19 protein-coding genes are annotated in these 19,916 nt (G+C 67.5%); 11 read left to right on the top strand and 8 right to left on the bottom strand.

Features of this window, described 5'->3' with window-relative positions:
- The first annotated feature begins 54 nt into the window (after positions 1–54).
- Positions 55–1,290: a hypothetical protein gene (locus tag RJ1_RS09780; RefSeq protein ID WP_073359746.1), complete on the top strand. Its 1,236-nt coding sequence runs from the start codon at positions 55–57 to the stop codon at positions 1,288–1,290.
- Positions 1,291–1,305: 15 nt separating this feature from the next.
- Positions 1,306–4,137, top strand: a complete 2,832-nt coding sequence (locus RJ1_RS09775; RefSeq protein WP_073359745.1) for an FtsW/RodA/SpoVE family cell cycle protein — start codon at positions 1,306–1,308, stop codon at positions 4,135–4,137.
- Here RJ1_RS09775 and RJ1_RS09770 read toward each other — a convergent pair whose 3' ends face one another.
- Positions 4,138–5,127 (bottom strand): rod shape-determining protein, encoded by a 990-nt coding sequence (locus RJ1_RS09770; protein ID WP_073359768.1) that lies wholly within the window; start codon positions 5,125–5,127, stop codon positions 4,138–4,140.
- 249 nt (positions 5,128–5,376) lie between these two features.
- Positions 5,377–6,171, bottom strand: a complete 795-nt coding sequence (locus tag RJ1_RS09765; protein ID WP_240320091.1) for a class I SAM-dependent methyltransferase — start codon at positions 6,169–6,171, stop codon at positions 5,377–5,379.
- A 442-nt stretch (positions 6,172–6,613) separates the two neighbouring features.
- Here RJ1_RS09765 and RJ1_RS09760 point away from each other — a divergent pair, with 442 nt between their 5' ends.
- From RJ1_RS09760 to RJ1_RS09750, 3 genes are all read left to right on the top strand, one after another.
- A complete protein-coding gene (locus tag RJ1_RS09760; protein ID WP_073359743.1) occupies positions 6,614–7,306 on the top strand; it encodes a transglycosylase family protein in 693 nt (230 codons plus the stop codon).
- Positions 7,307–7,404: 98 nt separating this feature from the next.
- Positions 7,405–7,692 (top strand): hypothetical protein, encoded by a 288-nt coding sequence (locus RJ1_RS09755; protein ID WP_073359742.1) that lies wholly within the window; start codon positions 7,405–7,407, stop codon positions 7,690–7,692.
- Between the two features lie 126 nt (positions 7,693–7,818).
- Positions 7,819–8,655: an HpcH/HpaI aldolase/citrate lyase family protein gene (locus tag RJ1_RS09750; protein ID WP_073359741.1), complete on the top strand. Its 837-nt coding sequence runs from the start codon at positions 7,819–7,821 to the stop codon at positions 8,653–8,655.
- Here RJ1_RS09750 and RJ1_RS09745 read toward each other — a convergent pair.
- Positions 8,639–10,060, bottom strand: coding sequence for an MFS transporter (locus RJ1_RS09745; protein ID WP_073359740.1), 1,422 nt, complete (start codon positions 10,058–10,060; stop codon positions 8,639–8,641). The two genes, RJ1_RS09750 and RJ1_RS09745, sit on opposite strands and share 17 nt — an antisense overlap.
- A 50-nt stretch (positions 10,061–10,110) precedes the next feature.
- Here RJ1_RS09745 and soxR point away from each other — a divergent pair, with 50 nt between their 5' ends.
- The 3 genes from soxR (at position 10,111) to RJ1_RS49245 (ending at position 11,904) form a co-directional block, all read left to right on the top strand.
- A complete protein-coding gene (gene soxR / locus RJ1_RS09740; protein ID WP_073359739.1) occupies positions 10,111–10,551 on the top strand; it encodes a redox-sensitive transcriptional activator SoxR in 441 nt (146 codons plus the stop codon).
- Positions 10,552–10,671: 120 nt separating this feature from the next.
- On the top strand, positions 10,672–11,082 hold the full coding sequence (locus tag RJ1_RS09735) for a DUF1801 domain-containing protein (protein WP_073359738.1): 411 nt from the start codon (positions 10,672–10,674) through the stop codon (positions 11,080–11,082).
- Positions 11,083–11,442: 360 nt separating this feature from the next.
- On the top strand, positions 11,443–11,904 hold the full coding sequence (locus RJ1_RS49245; RefSeq protein WP_378381314.1) for a hypothetical protein: 462 nt from the start codon (positions 11,443–11,445) through the stop codon (positions 11,902–11,904).
- Here RJ1_RS49245 and RJ1_RS09725 read toward each other — a convergent pair.
- The 3 genes from RJ1_RS09725 to RJ1_RS09715 form a co-directional block, all read right to left on the bottom strand.
- Positions 11,809–12,579, bottom strand: coding sequence for a class I SAM-dependent methyltransferase (locus RJ1_RS09725; RefSeq protein WP_073359737.1), 771 nt, complete (start codon positions 12,577–12,579; stop codon positions 11,809–11,811). The two genes, RJ1_RS49245 and RJ1_RS09725, sit on opposite strands and share 96 nt — an antisense overlap.
- Positions 12,580–12,668: 89 nt before the next feature.
- Positions 12,669–14,015: an FAD-binding oxidoreductase gene (locus tag RJ1_RS09720; protein ID WP_073359736.1), complete on the bottom strand. Its 1,347-nt coding sequence runs from the start codon at positions 14,013–14,015 to the stop codon at positions 12,669–12,671.
- A 15-nt stretch (positions 14,016–14,030) separates the two neighbouring features.
- Positions 14,031–15,500 carry an APC family permease gene (locus RJ1_RS09715; protein WP_073359735.1) on the bottom strand — a complete coding sequence of 490 codons (1,470 nt, stop codon included), beginning with the start codon at positions 15,498–15,500 and terminating at the stop codon, positions 14,031–14,033.
- Positions 15,501–16,184: 684 nt separating this feature from the next.
- On the opposite strand from RJ1_RS09715, the gene RJ1_RS09705 reads away from it, so the two are divergent.
- A complete protein-coding gene (locus RJ1_RS09705) occupies positions 16,185–16,607 on the top strand; it encodes a hypothetical protein (RefSeq protein ID WP_073359733.1) in 423 nt (140 codons plus the stop codon).
- Positions 16,608–16,641: 34 nt separating this feature from the next.
- Here RJ1_RS09705 and RJ1_RS09700 read toward each other — a convergent pair whose 3' ends face one another.
- Positions 16,642–16,848: a hypothetical protein gene (locus RJ1_RS09700; protein WP_073359732.1), complete on the bottom strand. Its 207-nt coding sequence runs from the start codon at positions 16,846–16,848 to the stop codon at positions 16,642–16,644.
- Between the two features lie 159 nt (positions 16,849–17,007).
- Positions 17,008–17,967 (bottom strand): class A beta-lactamase, encoded by a 960-nt coding sequence (gene bla / locus RJ1_RS09695; RefSeq protein WP_073359731.1) that lies wholly within the window; start codon positions 17,965–17,967, stop codon positions 17,008–17,010.
- A 147-nt stretch (positions 17,968–18,114) separates the two neighbouring features.
- On the opposite strand from bla, the gene RJ1_RS09690 reads away from it, so the two are divergent.
- Both RJ1_RS09690 and RJ1_RS09685 read left to right on the top strand, forming a co-directional pair.
- Complete coding sequence (locus RJ1_RS09690) at positions 18,115–19,008, top strand: LysR family transcriptional regulator (RefSeq protein ID WP_073359730.1); 894 nt, start codon at positions 18,115–18,117, stop codon at positions 19,006–19,008.
- The gene (locus RJ1_RS09685; RefSeq protein WP_073359729.1) at positions 19,005–19,913 is read left to right on the top strand and encodes a serine hydrolase; all 909 of its coding nucleotides are present in this window, start codon (positions 19,005–19,007) and stop codon (positions 19,911–19,913) included. Before RJ1_RS09690 ends, RJ1_RS09685 begins: the two co-directional genes overlap by 4 nt.
- The last annotated feature ends 3 nt before the right edge of the window (positions 19,914–19,916 follow it).

Below are 19,916 nucleotides of genomic sequence, written 5' to 3'. Positions count from 1 at the left end.
CCCGCTCCGGTCCGTTCCAAACCGTACGGGAGGCATAGCGTTTCGGGGTGCGCGATGATCGAAGCAGTGACCGGGCTCCTCTCCAGGAGAATCGAGCCCGCCGAGGCCCGATCCGAACCGCCCGTACCACGCGAGGACACCGGTGGCGGTGGTGTCGCGCTCCGGAGACTGCTTGCGGTAGCAAGGGTGACACCGGCGCAGGCTGCTCTGCTCGTCGGGGATGTGCTCGACCAGATCGCGATCGCGCGCAGTCAGGGCCCTTACCCGACCCGCTTCCGAGACGATGCCGTGACGGTGTCCGACGCAGGGCACGTCACGATCGAGTGCACCGTCGGTGCGGCGTCGTGGCACGACATGAACGATGCGCTGACCAGCCTGGTTCTCAGTATCGCGGCGAACTGTCAGGGTTCGGCACTTGCCGAGCGACTGGACGAATCGATCACCGAATCAACAGATCTCGACAGTCTGGTGTACTCGGTCGGTCGGGCGATCGGACCCGACGTCGGCGCGGACGCGGAGCGCAGAAAGCGGCAGCAGATCGCCGACCTCGTCTCCGCGACGATGGGGCGCCCTCTTCCAGATGGTCGGTTGGTGGCCGAGCAGGCGAAGACGCTGTCGCCGTCGTCCGCGGTGTCGGGATCGACACTCGCTCCGGATGGCTGGTATCCACCGGTCCGAAACCCCTGGCACCGCAGAAGTAGACGGCCGTCGCGACGCAAAGGCGTGCTGGGCCTGATCACGATCCTGGTTCTCGTCGGAGCTGTGTGGACGGCTCCACGGCTGTGGTCGGAGCTGCGTCGGGGTTGGGATGCCGTCCTCAACCCGGTGAATTCCTCGGAGCAGAACCAGATTCGTCCGGTATCGCCCCCACCGGAACCCTCGGCTGCTCGAGCAGAGCCGGCACCGGACAGTGGAGCCACGGTGCCCGGACCCGTCGATGTCGGCGCCCCCGGTAGTGCCGGGCCGATCACTCTGGTCACTGCCACCCTCGCCGACGGCCGGTGTGTGTCCGGACAGGCGTGCGAGATCCGGGTCGACGTTCACCTCGATCCGGCGGCGAGTGTCGGTGTCGTGACCTGGAGGGTGAACGTGTACGACCGCTGTTCCGGCGAGGTGCGTCCGAGCAACGAAGTGTCGCTGCCCGTTCACCCCGGGTCGCAGCAGGTATACGGAATCGTCCGGACGGATCTGCCCCCCGGCGCCGCGCTCGCCGTGGCGGCGATCACGAGTGCCCCGGCAACCGCCGCGTCCGACCCTCTGCTGATACCCGCCGAGAACGCACGTTGTTAGGCGCCGGGGGGAGGGATGCACGACGGCAAGCAGGAATCCGATCCGTGGATCGTCGGGGCGGCGATCGTCCTCGTACTGCTCGGCCTCCTGAATCTCACCTCGACGGGGTTGGCGGGACATGCTGTTCGGCACGCGCTCTTCGCCGCAGCCGGTCTCGGCGTCATGTACCTGGTGTCCCGTCTGCGGATGAGTGATCTCCGCGCCTTCGGCTGGGCGGTCTTCACGGTGGCGACCGTGTTGCTGGCGGTCGTGCCCCTCGCGGGAGTCGCGACGAAGGGCGCCCAACGCTGGCTGGACTTCGGCATGTTCACCGTCCAGCCGTCCGAACTGGCCAAGCTCGCTCTCGTTCTCGTGCCCGCAACAATGCTCGCGGGTGGGTTCAGCCTGGCGCGATTCCTCGCGACCTTGATGATCGCGGCCGTGCCGGTGGCACTCGTCGCACTCCAACCCGACCTGTCGACTGCCGTCGTCCTCGTTGCGACGGTGGGGTTCATGCTCATCCTTGCCCGCGTCCCGCTGCTGCCTCTCGTTCCGCTGTTCGTGCTGGGTATCGCGTCGCTCCCGCTTGCCGTGCTCTTCCTCCGCCCCTACCAGCTCGAACGGGTGCACGTGTTCCTGTCGAGCAACGCCGATCCCGCCGGGGCGGGATGGGCCGAGCTGCAGGCGAACATCGCGATCGGAAGCGGTGGCCTGTGGGGTCTGGCGCGTGACCCGCTGTACGACGTGCGGGCGGAGTTCCTTCCCGAATCGGAGCACGATCTCGCGTTCGCCAGCCTCGTGTACGGGTGGGGCCTGATCGCCGGTCTGGCTGTGGTGGTGGCGACCTCGGTCATCGTGTGGCGGGCCGCACTCGCCGCGCGAACGGCGCGGACCCGGGAGGCTGCACTCGTCGCGGCCGGAATCGGCGGGTTGTTCGGGATCCACGCGCTGGTGTCGATCGGTCAGAGTCTGTCGCTGCTGCCCCATACCGGGATGCCGATACCTCTGTTCAGCTACGGAGGTACGGCCGCAATCGTCGGATTCGCCGCCATCGGACTGGTACTCGCGGTGCGCCGGGACGGCGTCGCGCGACCACTGTGGGCCCCGGATCCCCGGCGCCGCCGGCGCCCGCGCGGAATGTCGGCGGGCACCGTGACGATGACCGCGGCGCTGGTTGCGATGTCGGTGTTCGCCTGGCAGTTGCAACACGACCGGGGTGCGGAATTCCGGGCGATGAGCGACCAGCAGATGATGCGGTGCATCCGCCTGCCTGCCGAGCGCGGACTGATCCTCGACCGCAACGGTGTTCCTCTCGCGGTGAACGTCGCCGAGTACACCGTCGCGGTGGTCGCCCGGATGTTCCAGGAGAACGACGACGACACCCGCAACCGGCTCGCCGCGCTGCTCGCCACGTCTCCGGACGCGTTGGCGGATCTGATCGACGCCGGTGGGGAAGGGGAATCTCAGGTAGTCGTGGGCCGAGTCACGCCCGACCAGGCCCGGCGCATCGTGGACGCGCGACTTCCCGGTGTCCTCGTGGTGCCGTCCGGCCGCAGGCAGTACCCGTACGGTGCGGTGTTCGCCTCCGTCCTCGGACACGTCGGGGTCGCCGACACCGACGACATGGAACGCTGGCCGCATCTCGCGCTCGGATCACGGGTCGGCAAGGCGGGACTCGAGAAGCAGTACGACGCGCTGCTCCGCGGCAGCGACGGCAAACAGTGCATGTACGTCGATCCGTCCGGACATCCTGTGGCCACCGGTGAGCGCGTGGACCCGGTGCGGGGCCACGATCTGCGCTTGCACCTCGACCTCGGGGTGCAGAACCTGGCCACCGACGCTCTCGTGGAGGCGATGCGAACCAGCAAGGGCGACCTCGCTGCCGCCGTCGTGATGGACGCCCGGACCGGAGCTGTGCTCGCCCTCGCCAGTGTCCCGGGGGCCGACAACAATGTCTACGGTCCTCCGGCCGACGTCGTCGCGCTCGCCGCGCAGAGCCAGACCCCGGGGCCGAGTCCGTTGGTCAACAACGCCACCCAGACCGCGGTCCCGCCCGGCTCGACCTTCAAGATCGTCGTCGCGGCGGCGAATACCCAGTACCCGGTGCTGTCGCCAGACACGGTGGTCGACACCGGCGCGGCCTACACCTACGGTGGGCACACCTTCCGGAACTGGCAACCGATGGGTCCACACAACCTGCTGCAGGCCATCCAGTGGTCCGACAACGTCTACTTTTACAAGCTCGGTGAACTCCTGGGCCCGGAGAGGATGGCGGACGTCGCAGGGCAACTCGGCGTCGGCCGGCGTTCCGGGATCGATCTTCCGGGCGAGGCCGAGGGATTTCTCGGCACCCCGGAGAACGTCGGAAGCATCGGGGCCACCTGGTATCCCGGTTCGACGCTGTTGATGGGTATCGGGCAGGGCACCGTCAGCGCGACCCCGATACAGGTCGCGCGGTGGACGTCGGGCATCGCCACCGGCGCCATTGTGACGCCTCAGCTCGCGGCAGCCTACGGGTCGGAACAGATTCCCATCCCGACAGCGGCACCGGAGCGCCTACCGTTCGCAGACCGACTCGGTCCCGTGCGGGCGGGGATGCGGGCGTCCGCTGCAGCCGGTACCGCAGGACAACTCGCCGATCTCCCGGTGCCGGCCGGCGCGAAGACCGGCACGGCGGAGGATCCGTCGGCGCCGGGGGAGGGCCTCAACGCCTGGTTCTCCGCGGTGGCGCCGTTCGACGCTCCCGAAATCGTGGTGTCGGTGCTGGTCCGTGGCGGCGGATTCGGGTCCGCGACTTCAGGACCGGTGGTCAAGAAAATCCTCGAACGCTACTTCCCGCGACCGCCTGCCCCGCCGCCGAATCGGTGATCAGCTGCTGTAGGCGGCAACGACCTCAGGGTGCGTGAGACACGCCGTCGCGCCTTCGGCGACGCACGTGAGCGGGCGCTCGGCCGACTTGACGGGAAACCCGAAGGACTCTTCGAGCAGCTGCGACAGACCGCGCAACATCGCCCCGCCGCCGATGACGAGTAGCCCTTCCGACATCACGTCACCGATCGCCTGGGGAGGAAGGTCCTCGAGAACCTCGGTCAGTGTCTGCACGATTCCGGTTGTTGTCGGCCGCAACGCATCCACGATCTCCTCGGTCTCGAGGGTGACGAATCGTGCCCGGCCGGTGACGGCGTCGCGCCCCTCCACGACGAGCGACTGACCCTCCTCGGTGTCGGGTGCACCGAGCTTGGCTCGCTCCGCGGTGAGCTCGCCGACGACGATCTTGTGCTCTGCCCGCAGGTACTGGTACAGCGCGTTGGTCAGTTCGTCCCCCGCGAGCCGGCAACTGCGGTGGGACAGAATGCCACCGAAACAGATGGCGGTGATTTCGGAAGTGCCGCCGCCGATGTCGACGACGAGGTGGGCACGCGGTTCGAGCGGATTGATCCCGCAGCCGAGCGCTCCCGCCACCGGCTCCGGCACCAATCCCACTTTCCGCAGACCGGCCTCGTGTCCGACCTCGAGCAGGGCGCGACGTTCGAGCGGGGTGGCGCCCGCGGGTACCGAGATGACACCCTTCGGGCGCAGACCGTACCGCCGGGACGGGGACACCCGCTTGATGACGGCTGTGACGAAGGCGCGCGCCGACTCCAGATCCACGATGACCCCGTGGCGCATCGGCCGAACCGGCGTGATGCCGATCGGTGTGCGGCCGACGAGGCTGCGCGCTTCCGTGCCGATCGCGAGAGCGCGATGCGGATTCTTCGTTCGAACCAGCATGAATGATGGTTCGTTCAAGACGATCCCGTCGTCGGGGGTTCCGACGACAGTGTTGGCAGTTCCGAGATCGATACCAAGTCCACCCACGTCGGCCTCCACAGGGATTCCAGCGAGATGGTGTAGATGTTACGCATGTGCAGCGGTGTTCGGAAGATGTCGCTCGCCACCAAAGACCAGTACACTGTGCCCCGATCGTCCCGCGGAGCCGTCCGCACTTCGCGGATCCGGGAGGTGGGGGAGATCGACTGCGCGACGGACGTGTTCGAACCGCAACTCGACCTCGAGAACCTTCGAGCATCCCGAACGGTCGCAGCCACTCCTCCTCGGCAGGTCCGATCACCTGCTGCGGCGGGCGGTGACGAACTGGGAGATGCCGCGCAGCTGTTGCTCGACGTCGATGAGCCCCGCGGCGGCAAGGAAGGCCGGGACGGTCGTGCGGTCGAACACCCGCGCTCCGCACAATGCTGCGCCCAGCTCGAGTCCCTTCCGCAGGAAGAGGGACTCGCGACCGTAGCTGGTCGTCACCGCGATCCGGCCACCGGGCGCCAGCACCCGTACCATCTCGCGGAGCACGGCACACGGCTCCGCCACGAGGTAGAGCGCCGCGAAACAGCAGACGGCGTCGAACGTCCGGTCGTCGAACGGCAGGCTGACCGCGTCGGCGTGGAGGTAGACCGCCCGGGTGCGACTGTTGTCGCGGACTGCGCGCTCGAGCATTGCCGGCGAGTTGTCCACTCCGATGACGAATCCGTCGCCGACGAGCCTGTCGGCGAAGAAACTGGTGAAATTGCCCGGACCGCATGCCACGTCGAGCACTCGTTGCCCGCCGTCGAGTTCCATGGCCGCGGCGGCCCGTTCGCGCTCTTCGGCGATGGAAAGTCCGTGCAGGCTCAGCGCCGCGACGACGACCGGCCGCCACAGTCGTTCGTAGACCGCGGCAACGGTTCTGTTGGTCATCGCCCGCTGCGCGATGGTGCGTCGTGTCGGTGGATGCGACTCGAGGAGGTCGATATATCCGGTGTCCGAGTACCGCGTCGAGCGCAGCGCGTCCTCGCGGATGAGTCCCCGGGCCAGCGCTGTCGACCACATCCCGTCGGATTCCGGAGCCGGACCGGATTGTCGAACGGTCATAACCTATTCACGAAAACGGGCGCCCGATAGTTCACCGATCTCACCCGGTCGGTCCGATCGCACGCACAACCCTCTATCGGTGTCGTATCACGACCGAGACCGAAGGGCTGAGCGGGACCGAATGGGCCCCTACATCATTCACATTCACGCTTACTGCGTCACGAAATTATCACGACATGACGTCGGAATGGTATCGAAACCTCAGAACTACACAATTTTCACTCCCGCATCTCAATAGTCGGACATCCGTACCTTGTTCATGCCGTGTGAATTTCGGGAGGAGGCCACGTTCGGGGGCCCGCCGCTGCAAATCTGTGCACGCGGGTTCGGAATCCCGACACCTTCGAGGCGCGGGACGAGGCACCGAAAGGTGATGCCGAGCCGGCAGCGACCGTTGTCGCAGGCATACCCCGTCCGCACGCGCGGAGAGGATTGAGCCAGCATGATCACTCGCACTATTCGAAAACGCACCCTCGGCTGGATCGCCCTGATCGGCGCGGTCGCCACCGCCCTACTGGCACTGGCCGCCGGAATTGCGTCCGCCGCGCCGCACGACTGGGACGAAGTCGCGGAATGCGAAAGCGGTGGCGTCTGGACCACCGACACAGGAAACGGTTTCTACGGCGGCCTGCAGTTCACGCCGGAGACCTGGAAGGCGAACGGCGGAACGGGCGACCCCTCGGAAGCCAGTGAAGCCGAGCAGATCCGGGTTGCCGAGAACGTCCTGAAAACGCAGGGCCCCGGCGCATGGCCTGTTTGCGGCCAGTATCTGAAGAAGGGCGGCACCGCGCCCGTCGAGGTACCGAAACCGACTCCGGCACCTGCCATCAAGCCTCCCGAACCCGTCGAGGCGCCTGACCTCGCGGAAGCCCCGGACGCCGTCGAGACACCTGACCTCGCGGAAACCCCGGAGACCCCGGACGCCGTCGAGACCCCGGGTACCGTCGAGACCCCGGACGCCGTCGAGACCCCGGGCACGGTCGAGACGCCCGACCCGGTGGAAGTTCCCGCGACCGCCGAGGATCCGGCCACGGTGAAGGCGGCCGCCCAGGCTGCCCTGGACGGTGCACGGCAGCTCGCCGAGCAGAACGGGTCGAGTGAGGTGTTCGAGCAGAGGGCGTCGGCTCCCCGGTAATTGTCCGCGCGCCAACGGACAACAGGCGTAACGCTCGACCCGCCGTGCGCGACCTAACCGCACAGAACTGTCGTGTTTTCGCCAACGAAGGAGCTCTCGTGCAGAAGAAGTCCGCTCGACGTACCGCAGCACTTGTCGGGATTCTTGCCGCGCCCCTGGTGCTCGGAGCCACCCTGGGAGCCGGCACGGCGAGTGCCGAACCGTGGCACGTCGGACCGGTCTACCGGGCGGAGACGTCCGGCGAAGGCGCGGAGTACTTCTGCGGAAAGGCCTCGGCGCTCGAGCAGACGTCGGGGGTCGTGATCGTGCCCTGCACCTTCGATGCCGTAACCGACGTCTGGTACCGCGTCGTGTTCAACCCGGTCTCCTGGGGTTTCGACTTCTGACGGGATCTGCGGGGGCACCGACCCTGCCGAAGCGGTGACCGGAAGGCCCCGCAGCACTCCGCTTCGTCGAGTGTGTCTTTGCTCGGTGCCGCGCAGAGTCCTCGGTATGGCCGAGGAGAGAACAGCATGAGTGTGGAGACTGCCCAGCGCAGGGAGGTCGACGTCGCGATGGCGCGGAGTTGGCTCCTGGTTCCCGCGGTCGGCAGCGAGGTCGTCGCCGCGGCGGCTGCGTCCGGTGCGGACGCCCTGATCATCGACCTCGAGGACGGATTGCCGTTCGCGGCGAAGGAGGAGGGTCGTGCCTGCGCTGCAGCGTGGCTCGAACAGCGTGCAGGCTGGGTGCGGATCAACGACGCCACCACCGCACACTGGCGGCGCGACCTCGAGGCGATCCGCGGTCTGCCGGGTCTGCAGGGGCTCATGCTCTCGAAAACCGAAACCCCCGATCAGGTCCGTGACACGGCCGCTGAGATCCCCGGTGTCCCGGTGGTCGCCCTCGTCGAATCCGCGGCAGCGATCGTGGTCGTCGACGACATCGCTCGCACCCCTCCCGTCGTTCGGCTCGCGTTCGGGATCGGCGATTACTGTCGTGACACCGGTGCGGGGCGAAGCCCGATGGCGTTGGCCTATGCCCGATCCAGGCTCGTCAACGCGAGCCGGGCGGCGCAGATCGGGTCCCCGGTCGACGGACCGACGTTGTCGCTCGACGCCGAGGTGGTGCGGGACGACACCCGGCTGGGCCGCGAGATGGGAATGACCGGAAAACTCACCCTCGCGGGGGAGCAGGTGCTGGTGATCAATACTGCACTGGCCCCGGATTCGGACGACATCTCCTGGGCCGAAACGACGATCGATCGCCTCGGTGCGGATGGTTCGCGTGTCACTCATGGCGGACATTTGCCGCAGTTGGCCCGGGCCCACGACATCCTGCGTCGCGCGGAACATTTCACGCCACTGTCCTAGGGGAGGCCGGCGACGTCGCGGCGGCGTGCCGGGTCGCGCGATACGCGGTGTACACGCCGACTGTTGCGATGACGCCCAGGCCGAGGAAGAGCAGTCGTGCGGACGTGAGGATAGAGGGAGCGCCGAGGTTGACCAGCACGCCGGCGATCGCGGACCCGACAGCCATGGCGATCAATTCGACCGTGTTCAGCCCGGCCGCTGCTTTGGCACCCTCCTGCTCGTCGTCGCTGCTTCGCATGGCGGCGACCATGAGGTGGGGAAAGGCGAGTCCGATCCCGGCGCCCGCGGCCGCGAGCGCGCCGGCCCACAGAATCACGGTGCCGAGGCCGGCGTCGTCGCGCCAGAGACCTGCCGTCACGAGGAGGCCGGCAGCGAGGACGACCGGTCCGGCGACCTTGGCCGCCGTCTGCGCACGTGGGCGGGAGATGTCGGAACTGAAGATCATGGTCACGGACCACCCGACCGACATCATGGCGCCGAGGAATCCCGCAGCGAACGGCACCAGTCCGGCCAGCCGTTGACCGAAAAGGGGAGTGAAGGCCTCCGAGACGGTGCCGGACGCCAGCACCGCGATCGTGAGGTAGATCCACTTCAGCGACGACGCCCGCGTGTACGTCGACTGCGGCAACACTCGGTGATGTGACCGTCGCTCCCAGGCGACGAAGAGAGCGATGAACACGACCCCGAGCGCGATCAGCACCAGCATCTGGGTGCGGTTGCCGAGAATGCCCGCGACGCTGATCGCGATCGTGGCCAGGGTGAGCAGTGCGAGTGACATGGCCGGGACGGGTTCTCCGCCGCGCACACGCTCGGTGCGCGGCAACGCCCGCGGAGCGATCAGTGCGATCGCGGCGGCGACCACGGCCAGCGCGACGAACGCGAGCCGCCACAGGCCGAGTTGGGCGAACAGTCCGCCGATCGCCGGGCCGGCGAGAGTTCCGACGCCCCACATGGCCGAGACCAGGGCGGTCGCGCGAGCCCACAGTTGTTCCGGCAGCGCCTCGCGCAGCACCGCGTAGCTCAAACCGGCGAGCAGACCGCCGCCGAGACCTTGGATCGCACGCCCGACGAGGAGGACTTCCATCGTCGGGCCGACCGCGCAGATCATCGTGCCGACGAAGAAGGGTGCCAGCGCGAACAGATACGCGCCGAGCGCCCCACGGTGGGCGAGCAGGCGGCTGACGGTCATCGACGAGATGACGGACGCCACCATGAAGACGGTCGCGCTCCACGCGTACAGCGATTCGCGACCGAGCTCGCCGATGGCGGTGGGCAGCAGGCTCGTGGTCAGAAAGATGTTGACGGCGTGGAGTCCGACGCCGCCGGCGAGGACGACAGAGGTGGAGCGGTATCGGGGCCCGAGCAGTTCGGACCAGCTGGCCGGTGACGCGGCGGTCGTTGTCATGCGTTCCACGCTAAAATCTCGAGTGGACTCGAGGTCAAGGGGAAATCACGATGTCGCTGGATCCGAAAGATCTGCTCTCGGTCGGGGAGGTGTCCCGGCGGACGGGTGTCGCCGTCTCCGCCCTCCACTACTACGAGCAGCTCGGCTTGATCTCGTCGACGCGGACGTCCGGGAATCAACGTCGATACGAACGGCACATGCTCCGCCGGATCTCGTTGATCGTGGTGGCCAAGCGGCTCGGTATTCCGCTTGCGGACGTCGGAACGGTGTTCGAGACCCTCCCGGCCGACCGGATGCCGTCGATCCGCGACTGGCAGCGTGTGTCGAAGCTGTGGCGGGTGCAGCTCGAGGACCAGCGCAAGAGAATCGAGCGCCTCGAGCACGAGCTCACCGGATGCATCGGGTGTGGTTGCCTGTCGATGAAAGCGTGTTATCTCCTCAACCCGGAAGACGAACTCGCCGTGGAGGGGTCGGGTCCGAACCGACTCTGACCGCGTCGGAGGCACTGTTCGCGGCCGCTCTCGACGCGAATTGTGATGCAATGAAGGTGGCCGACGAGGATACTCGGGAACGGGTGAGTGCAACAACCACGACGAGAGCGACAGGCGACAATGAAGAAGAGGCAGAGCGGATCTGAAGAAGGTAGCGGAGGGGAGTGTCCCTCTCGGCTGATCGATGCGAGAATCGAGGAGCTGGGTGATTGGCGGGGGGAGATGCTCGCCCGGGTTCGCACTCTCGTCCAGCAGGTCGACCCCGAGGTTGTCGAGGAGTGGAAATGGCGGGGAGTCCCTGTGTGGTCGCACGCCGGAATGATCTGTACCGGTGAGACGTACAAGAATGCCGTGAAGATCACCTTCGCGAAGGGTGCTTCGTTGGACGACCCTTCCGGCCTTTTCAACTCCAGTCTCGAAGGCAATACCAGGCGTGCCATCGACTTCCACGAGGGCGACGAGATCGACGAGAAGGCATTGAAAGCACTCCTTCAGGCCGCCGTGGACCTGAATACCTCCTCGGCCGGCTAGGTCATTTCTCTGCCTCCCTGAAACGTCCGTTCCGGATACTCACCCGCCCTTACGTTTTCGGGGGATCCGAGTGGACTCCTGGGCTCTTGCTCGTTTCTCTGCCCGGCGCTCCTTCAGGGCGCGTGCGGACTGTTTCGAACTCTTGGCGGACTTGTCAGCCATTGTCGCTCCATCTTTCGAGAGTGGCAATCACGAACTGGCCTCGACCATACCCAGTCCGGCAGAGAAGTCCAGTCGCGCAGTCCGTCTCTGATTTTCCTGAGATCCTAAGAACCGCAAGAACGCTCATGGACTTGCTTATTGTTTGCCGATGGCTATGGTGCATGCAGGCATCAACGCCATCTACCGGAGGACTGAAATGTGAATGCAGCTACCGATCGTCAATGGGCGGTTCGTGACGCTGTTCTGCGTTGGCTTCTCGCGAAGGTCACGGAAGGATACCGAAGTCCGATTCTGGACCCGGATGTCATCAGGGAGACGGTCGGATGGGCACCCTCGCCGCTGACCCGGGACGAAGTCGCCGACGCATCGAATTACCTCTATCGGGAAGGGTATGTGACAGGAGTTCCGGTGATGGGAATCGGGATTCCTCGCCCGATGCTGACCGTAGCCGGACGACGGGTCGCCGCGGCAGGCGGATCTCTGCGGCAGGCGGATCTCTGCGGCCCGCGCGGTGCGATCATTCGGTCGATGTCGATGTCGATGTCGATGTCGGCATCGGCGTCGCTACGTGACCTGTGCCGTCAGCAACAACGTTCGATAGGGGTACACCAGGCTGCCCGCGCCAGTACGCGTGATGGCGGCGTGGATCGCTGCCAGTAGCCGTTCACGCTGATCAGCGGGTAGCAGCACGTGGCTGGACTGCGTCCGCATCAGCCCGATGAAGCTGTCGGCGTCGTAGGTGTTCGTCCAGTCGTAGGTCCGGGACGTCCACGGTGCGAAGCCGGCAGCTGGTTCGGCCTGCTCCTCGGTGTCGGGTTGCAGGCGCGGCGCGGCATGGCGATCGAGTGCGGGAGCGTGTTCGGCGTAGGCAGCGTCGATGGCGTCCCAGGTGGGACCGGAGAGGTCGTGAGGCCGGTTCCACCACAGGCACAGCGAGCCGCCGTCCCGGAGTGCGTGGGCTGCGACGGCCGCGCCGCGCCGCGGTTCGACCCAGTGCCACGACTGAGCGGCAACGACGAGGTCGAACGCGGCGGGCGCAGCGTCGCAGTCCTCGAAAGTCGATTCCTGCACCACCACCCTCGTTCCCCGGGTGCGTCGCCTGGCGACGGCGGCCATCGCGACGTCCGGTTCGATCGCCATGATGGACGCACCGCGCTGTGCCAGGGCAAGTGTGGCCCGACCGGTCCCGGCGCCGGCCTCGAGAACTCGGCCTGATCGCGCGAGAGCGGCGACGTCGTCGAAGAGGGCGTCGGGGTATCCGGGCCGCCACTGGTCGTACAACTCGGCGACCTGACCGAAACTCCGCGCCCGCCGTGCCCGTTCGTCGTCCCTCACATCACGAACCTACGTCGCGGCCGCGGGCGCCGAAACAGATTCCGCTGCCGAGGGCCGGTGCGGCATCACCGACTGATCTGCCTCGCGGGCTACGGCGTGCCCGCGATCGGGGGAATGCTCTGCTCGAAGCTGAACACGTTTCCCGGGTCCCAGGTGGCCTTCACCTGGCGCAGCCGCGTGCGGTGGGAGCCGTAGTACTCGCGCTCCCAGTCCGCCGCGGCGGCGTTGGGCACGTTGACGTAGGCGCCGTCGCCGTACGGGCGTAGCGCGCGCCAGAAGTCGGCCGCCCAGCCCAGCGCCGATGCGTGCAGCGCGGGGTCGTTCCAGGCCGCGCCCGGCTCGCAGTAGAACAGCGCGTCGCGGTGCGGGAACGCCGACCCGCCGGGCGGGGCGTGCCGGACGGCCCCGCCGAAGCTCGAGCAGAAGAAGTTGCTCGGCCCGCTGGGCGTGTTGCCCATGTAGCGGACGATCAGATCGACCGCGTCGTCGGGGAACGGACGGGTGACGAACTGGGAGTAGAACTTCCAGAAGGGGACGTCGTCGGGCCCTCGGTCGACGTTGCCGTACACGGTCGGCCAGGCGCCGTCCATGTACGTCACCTCGGGGTCGCCGATCGCGAGCAGCGAGCTCAACTCGGCGTCCAGCTCTCGGCGGGTGCCGCCGTGCATCAGAGCGGAGAGTTCGACCGCGGCGGAATCGGCCTCGAGCGCGCTGGTCAGCCGTTCGTCGGCGACCGGTGCGTCCCGCTGCCACGTGCGGAGCAGGGCGCCCAGGTGGTCGTGTCCGGTCCACCGGGCGATCGCGAAGTGGACGTCGGAGAGCTCGTGCAGCCTCATCGTGTAGGACGTCGCGATCCCGAAGTTGCCGCCGCCACCGCCGCGGCACGCCCACAACAGGTCGGAGTTGTGGTGCTCGGTGGCCTCGACCACCTTCGCCGAGCGCGCGCCGTCGGCGACCACGATCTCGGCGGCGAGGAGGTTGTCGCAGGCCATGCCGAGGCATCGGGTGAGTAACCCGAAGCCACCGCCGAGGATCACCCCGCCGAGGCCGACGCCCCCTTCCGAGCCGGTCGGAACGACGAATCCGCGGTGCCCGAGCGCTGCCACAGCCTCCGTCTGGGTGAGACCTGTCCCTACCGTCGCCGTCCGCGCCGCCTCGTCGATCACGACGTTCTTCATTCGGCTGACATCGATGACCAGGCCGCCGTCCAGCGACGACCAGCCCTCGAGGCTGTGGCGCCCGCTGCGGGCACGCAGGGCGATGCCCTCCTCGCGGGCCCACCGGACCGCGTTGACCACATCCTGTACGTCGCAGCAGAACACGATTGCCTCGGGGTACCGGGAGTACAGCCGGTTCCAGCCGACCCGCGCCGCCTCGTACGCGGAATCGCCCGCACGGACGACCTCACCCGTCAGGTGGGTGGTGGTGGCGGTCATGGGGTCACCTCGAGATCAGTGCGAGAACACATCGGCGTTTCCCGGCTCGGTGTCGAGTACCTCGCGTTTGAATATCAACAGGTAGGCGAAGTACAACCCGCCGGCGAGGAGCAAGCCGACCGCGATCAGGATGGAGGTCACAGCCTCCGAGGGCGAGACGATCACGAACAGCACGACCGCAGACCACACCAGCGCGCCGATCGCGACCGGCCACTCGAAGCGTCCGAGATCGAACGCGCCCTCCTTACGATCGAGCCGACTCCGCACCGCGAGATAGAGGATGACGATCCCGCCGTAAAGGACCGCCGAGATGACCGTGCCCACCGTGAGCAACTCCAGCAGTGCGCCACCGGGCAGCGTGGCCATCAGGACGACCCCGACGACGACGATCAAGATGGTCGCCGGAATAGGTGTCTGCGTGCGGGGGTTGACCCGACGCATCAGCCGGTGAGCAGGGAAACGAGCGTCGCGCGACATCGCGAACACCATCCGTGAGCAGGTGGCCAGGGTCACCATCCCGGCGCCGAAGAACGCGAACGCAATCGCGACCAGCAGCGTCCGCTCCATCACCGGGCCCAACTGATCACGCAGGATCGCCGCCACCGGCGTGTCGCTGGCACTGATCCGGGGGACATCTTTGATCGCGATCGTGAGCGCGATCAGGAACACCAGTCCCAGCAGCGCCGCCGCCACGACGGATCCCACGATCGCGCGGGGGACGCTGCGAAAGGGATCCTTGGCCTCCTCGGCCATGTTCGCCGCGGAGTCGAAGCCGACGAGCGTTGCGAGCCCCAAGATCATCGCGGCCATCAACCCGCCGCCGATCGCGAAATAGTTGGGGGCGCCCTCGGTGATCCCGCGCGATGTGAGGTTGCCGACCGAACCCTCGCCCGTGATAGCCACAGCGACGAAGAGCCCGATCGCCAGCACCACGACGATCACCAATTCGAGCCCGACCGCGCCCGAGGTGATCAAGCCGACGAGGCGCGTGGAGAATATGACGAGAACCGCCTGAACGAGCACCACGACGAGCGTGATCACGCGCGCGGTGTCTTCGTCGGGCTGCATGCCGAACAGCGGCATGAGTGCGGAGCTCGCCATCGCATTGTCGACGGTCACCACGCCGAGCGCCAAGTAGCAGAAGGTCAGCCAACCGAACAACCAGCCGATTTTCGGGTTGGCCAGCCGCGACGCCCATTGGTAGGAGGACCCGCTGAGTGGGATGCGGGCCGCGAACTGGGCGATCACCAGCGCCACCAGGGTCTGCCCCAACGCCACGACGACCCAGAGCCAGATCCCCACCGGCCCCGCGTTCCGGAGCACGTCGTCGTACGTCCCGAAGATCCCGACCGCCACCGAGATGAACGCGAACGACACTGCGAACACTTGGAAAGAGCCCAGAGTTCGCTTCAATTCCGGTTTGTAGCCGCAGTCTTGACATTCCTGATCGGCGCTCTCCGCGCCCATCACGTTCTCTGCCGTCATCTGGGCCGCCTCACGTTCGGTCGGGAACTGCGGAGAAGGTGAATCGCTCGAAACGACCCGCCGCGACGAAACCCGTTCCCGCGATCGGAGCGAGACCGGTCTGTTTCATCCTCCACCTGATGGATACGAATGTCAGCGTTGGTTCGGCTGCCTAATTGGTTTGGTGCGAATCGTCACAGGCGGGAGGGAGGTGATGACCTTGGCGGTCTCGATGGGATGAACGCCGCTCCACCCCAGTTCGACCGCTTCAGCCTCGACCTCGCCGACGAGGCGGAGGCGCCGGGCCGCGACGTGGCGCGACGTCCTTCCCCGGGCCGCACGATGGGTCCCCTGGCGGTGCGTGGCGACGCACATCAGGGGAAGTCAATCCGACCGCAATCGGCACTCGGTGCCGAATCGCGTTGGGCATCAATATGATCCACGCAACATCCGGGAGAAGGCCTCGAACTCCGCGAGGTGCAGCGCCGACACGATCCCGCACGACATTGCCGCGGCGCCCGCTCCCGGCGGAACGACCGCCAGCGGGCGGCCGGTGCTTGACCTCGTTCGGTGATCGCCGGACACGATCCCATGATGCGTGAGCGCGCCGGCGGCCCGGAGCCGATTCGCCGATACGCGCAGGTCGAACGGACGACATACCGCTGTTCCGCGGAGCGGACGGTGGGAGGCGGGTAAGTTCGGGTCGTGGGTGACAAGGCAGTCGACCCGGAGAAGGCGTATGAAGCCCTCTCCGATGGCGCACGCCTCGCACTGCTCGGAAATCCGGAGGGCATCATGCCGCCGCAGTTCATCGGGCAGGTCATGACCGTGTGCGGGCAGTCGTGCGTCGCAAGTATCACCGCCGGAGCCGATGCGTTGCCGCTGATGGCGGTTCTCCAAGGGCCGGTCTCGGAGTATCTGTCCCAGTGCCGGAGCGCTCTGGACGCGTGGTGGAACTCGTTGACGCCGCAACTCCGGGCGGTCATCCGGTGTCGCGAGGAGTTACCCGAATCGATGGCACCCCAGTTTTCCAAACACAGTCCCTGGACTGCTATATCCACGCCGGGTTCGCGCCTGTTGGTGCGCGACTATCTGGAATTGCAGGCAACGGGACGCGAGTTGATGTAGCGCCGGCCGGCGGGCGGCGTGCCCGGGCAGGCCGTCAGGGGACGTGCATCAGCTGCCCGGCAAGGGAGAAGAGACGAGTGGCGAGCTTGACGACGGGGATGCCGAGCGGAAGCAGGATGACCGTCGCGCACAGCACCGCCCCGACGAGCCAGAGCACGCCCGCGAGGATTCCCAGAACCGTGCCCAGCACGGCGGAGAGGATCCCGAGGACGACGCCGAGCAGGCCGCGCAGAATACCCATGATGACCTCCTGACCTCCCGACCTCCAGTCTGCGCGCCTTCGCGGCCGGGCGCACCCCTCCCCACGCACAGGCGCCTGTCGACGTCTCGAGCGGGTGATGCGCGATGTCGGTCCCCGCTGGCGCACCCGTCGAACTGGCGACGACCCTGCACAGATGGCTCACGACGCGGTCAGGCCCTCGATGACGGCGGCGGTCGTGTCGGCGATCGCCTGGTTGTTGCCCTGCGCGTCTTCCTGATTCGTGAGGCTGTCGGTCAGGATGGTCAGGACGATCGGGTCGCCGTCCGGAGTCCAGGCCACGCCGGCGTCGTTGGCGGTGCCGAAGCCGCCGCCACCGGTCTTGTCGGCGGCAGTCCATCCGGGAGGCAGACCGGCGCGCATCCGCTTGTCCGAGGTCTTGCTCGCCCGCATCCAGTCGAGAAGTTGCTCGCGGCTCGCGGTGTCGAGAGCGTCGCCGAGCAGCAGCGCTCGAACACCCTGCGTGAGACCGTTCGGTGTGGTCGTGTCCCTGGGGTCGCCGCGGAACGCGGTGTTGAGTTCGGTTTCCCACCGATCCAGTCGGGTGCTCTCGTCGCCGAGGTCGCGGGCGAGTGCCGTGATCGCAGCCGGACCACCGATCTCCCGGAGCAGGTAGTTCCCGGCCGTGTTGTCGCTCTGCGTCAGTGCCGCTTCGGCGATCTGCCCCAACGACATCGGGGTGCCCGCGGCAGCGGCGGTGACCGGCGAGTTCTCGACGAGGTCGGCGGGTTCGATCACGATCGCCTTGTCGAGTGACGCCGACCCGTCCTCCGTTGCGCGCAGGACCGCGGCGGACGCGTACGCCTTGAACGTCGAGCACATCGCGAACCGTTCGTCACCCCGGTGGCTGTAGGTGACGCCGGTCGTGGGATCGACGGCAGTCACCCCGATCCGGGTGGAGTATCGCGCCTCCAACTCGTCGATCTTCGCGTCGAGTGACCGAAGATCCGGTGCCGTCGCCACCGACGTCGGGGGTTGGGCATGTTCCGCCGTGGCCGTGCACGCTCCCACCAATAGGGGTAGCGCCAGAGCGAGAGCGTAGATGCCACGACGGCCGGTGCCGGTGAGCCGGGGTTTCGGATGATCTCGGTGTGTGAGCATTGATCCAATGTCGGGTGCCCCCGCTCATAGCGCAAAGACGACTGCGGCGTCGCCGCGAGTCGGATACGCTATCACCCCAGTTCGGGGCCCCGTTTTGTGCACGGGAATTGATCGCACCGGCCGGTGCGGGCGGTCGGAACTGGTTGAATGATCGCCATGGATCTGCTCCGCCACTTGAGTTTCTTTGTCGCCGTTGCGGAAGAGGGACACTTCGGCAACGCCGCCTCGCGACTCGGGATGACGCAACCGCCGCTGTCGCAAGGAGTGCGGCGCCTCGAACAGCGACTCGGAACGGAGTTGGTGCATCGGAGTGCCCGGGGTGTCGGGCTGACCGACGCCGGGCGCCAATTGCTCCCGCGCGCGAGACTTCTCGTCGCCGACGCGGCGAGGTTCGAGGACGAAGCGCACCGCATCGCCGGCGGTCGCGACGCGGCGGTGCGGTGGGGGGTCCCGCACTCGGTGGCCGACGGCGTGGTGGTGCGGTGTGTGCGAGCGCTCCGTGACGCGGACGAACCCCGGCCCACCCGGGTCGTGACGACGACGGCGTCCACCACCGAACTCGTGGACGCCGTCCGCGCGGGCAGTCTCGACGTCGCAGTGGTCGAACATCCCGCCCTGCTGACCGGTCTCGGCAGCGGACCGGTGCTGAAGCTCCGGCGGTGGGTGGTGGTCCCGGACGACCATCCGGCGGCGACCGCGAAGAAGGCGCAGGTGCGGATGCTGCGCGGGCTGGCGCTGGCCACCGGCCCACGCTCGGACAACCCGCCTGCCCACGACCTGTTCGTCGACGGGTGGCGGGCCCGGGGCCTGGACCCGGACATCGTGGTCGCGACGGGACCGCGGGAACTCCTCGCTCACGTGGCGGCCGGGGGCCATTTCGGGGTGACGACGACGGCGCCGACCACGACGCCGGGTGTGGCGTGGGTCGAAATGCTGCGCGAAGACCTCGCCCTGCGGCTGCGCATCGTCTGGCGTTCCGGTGCCGACGTCGCATCGTCCGCGGCCGCACTCGACCGGGTGCTGTTGAAGGCCGACCGATGACCTCGCCGGCAGTGAAACGAATCTGCGACGTCTTCGCCGACGCCGGGTGCACCGGATGGCTGCACGCCCGCCGGGTCGGAACGCCGGCCGACGACGGCGCTGACATCGCCGTCGGTGCGGACGACCTCGTGGTGCTGGCGTCCGTCTACAAGCTGCCGCTGCTCGTATCCCTGTGCCGCGCTTTCGATTCCGGTTCGGTGGTGCCGACCGCGACCGTCCGGGTCAACCCGGCCGACTGCACCCCGGGCCCCACCGGGGTGTCGACGTTCCGTGATCCCGTCGTGCTGAGCTGGCGGGACCTGGCGCTGTCGATGATGACCGTATCCGACAACGCGGCCGCGGATCTCGTTCTGGGGCAGGTGGGACTCGAGAGTATCGAGCAGATGCTGTCCGAACTCGGCATGACGAGCACCCGCGTCATCGGCGGCACGGCGGATGCGCATCGCAGTCTGGTGATCGACGCCCACGCGCACACCACCGCCGAGGCATTCGCGGCGCTGGCCGACAACGACGAGGCGTGGACCGTGTCGGCCTACGACCCGTCCTTCGCGAGCGCGACCACCCCGCGGGACATGACCACGCTGCTCGACGCGATCTGGACCGGCCGGGCAGTGCCCGGGCCGCAGGGCGAGTTCATCAGGCAGGTGATGGCCGCGCAGGTCTGGCAGCACCGCATCCGCTCCGGATTCCCGTACTCCGACGTGGACGTGGCCGGGAAGACCGGGACCATCGGCGCCATCCGCAACGAGGTCGCGGTCGTGACCTTTCCCGGTGAGATTCCCGTCGCTGTCTCGGTGTTCACCCGAGCAGCCCGTGCGGACCCGGTGCTGCCCGTGGTCGATGCGGCGATCGGGCACGCCGCCCGGATCGCGGTGACCGAACTCCGCTCCGGCCGAATCGACTGACCG

It is taken from the genome of Rhodococcus jostii NBRC 16295 (genome assembly GCF_001894825.1).
Taxonomy (GTDB): Bacteria; Actinomycetota; Actinomycetes; order Mycobacteriales; family Mycobacteriaceae; genus Rhodococcus_F; species Rhodococcus_F jostii.
This window is presented reverse-complemented; position numbering and strand designations above follow the sequence as displayed.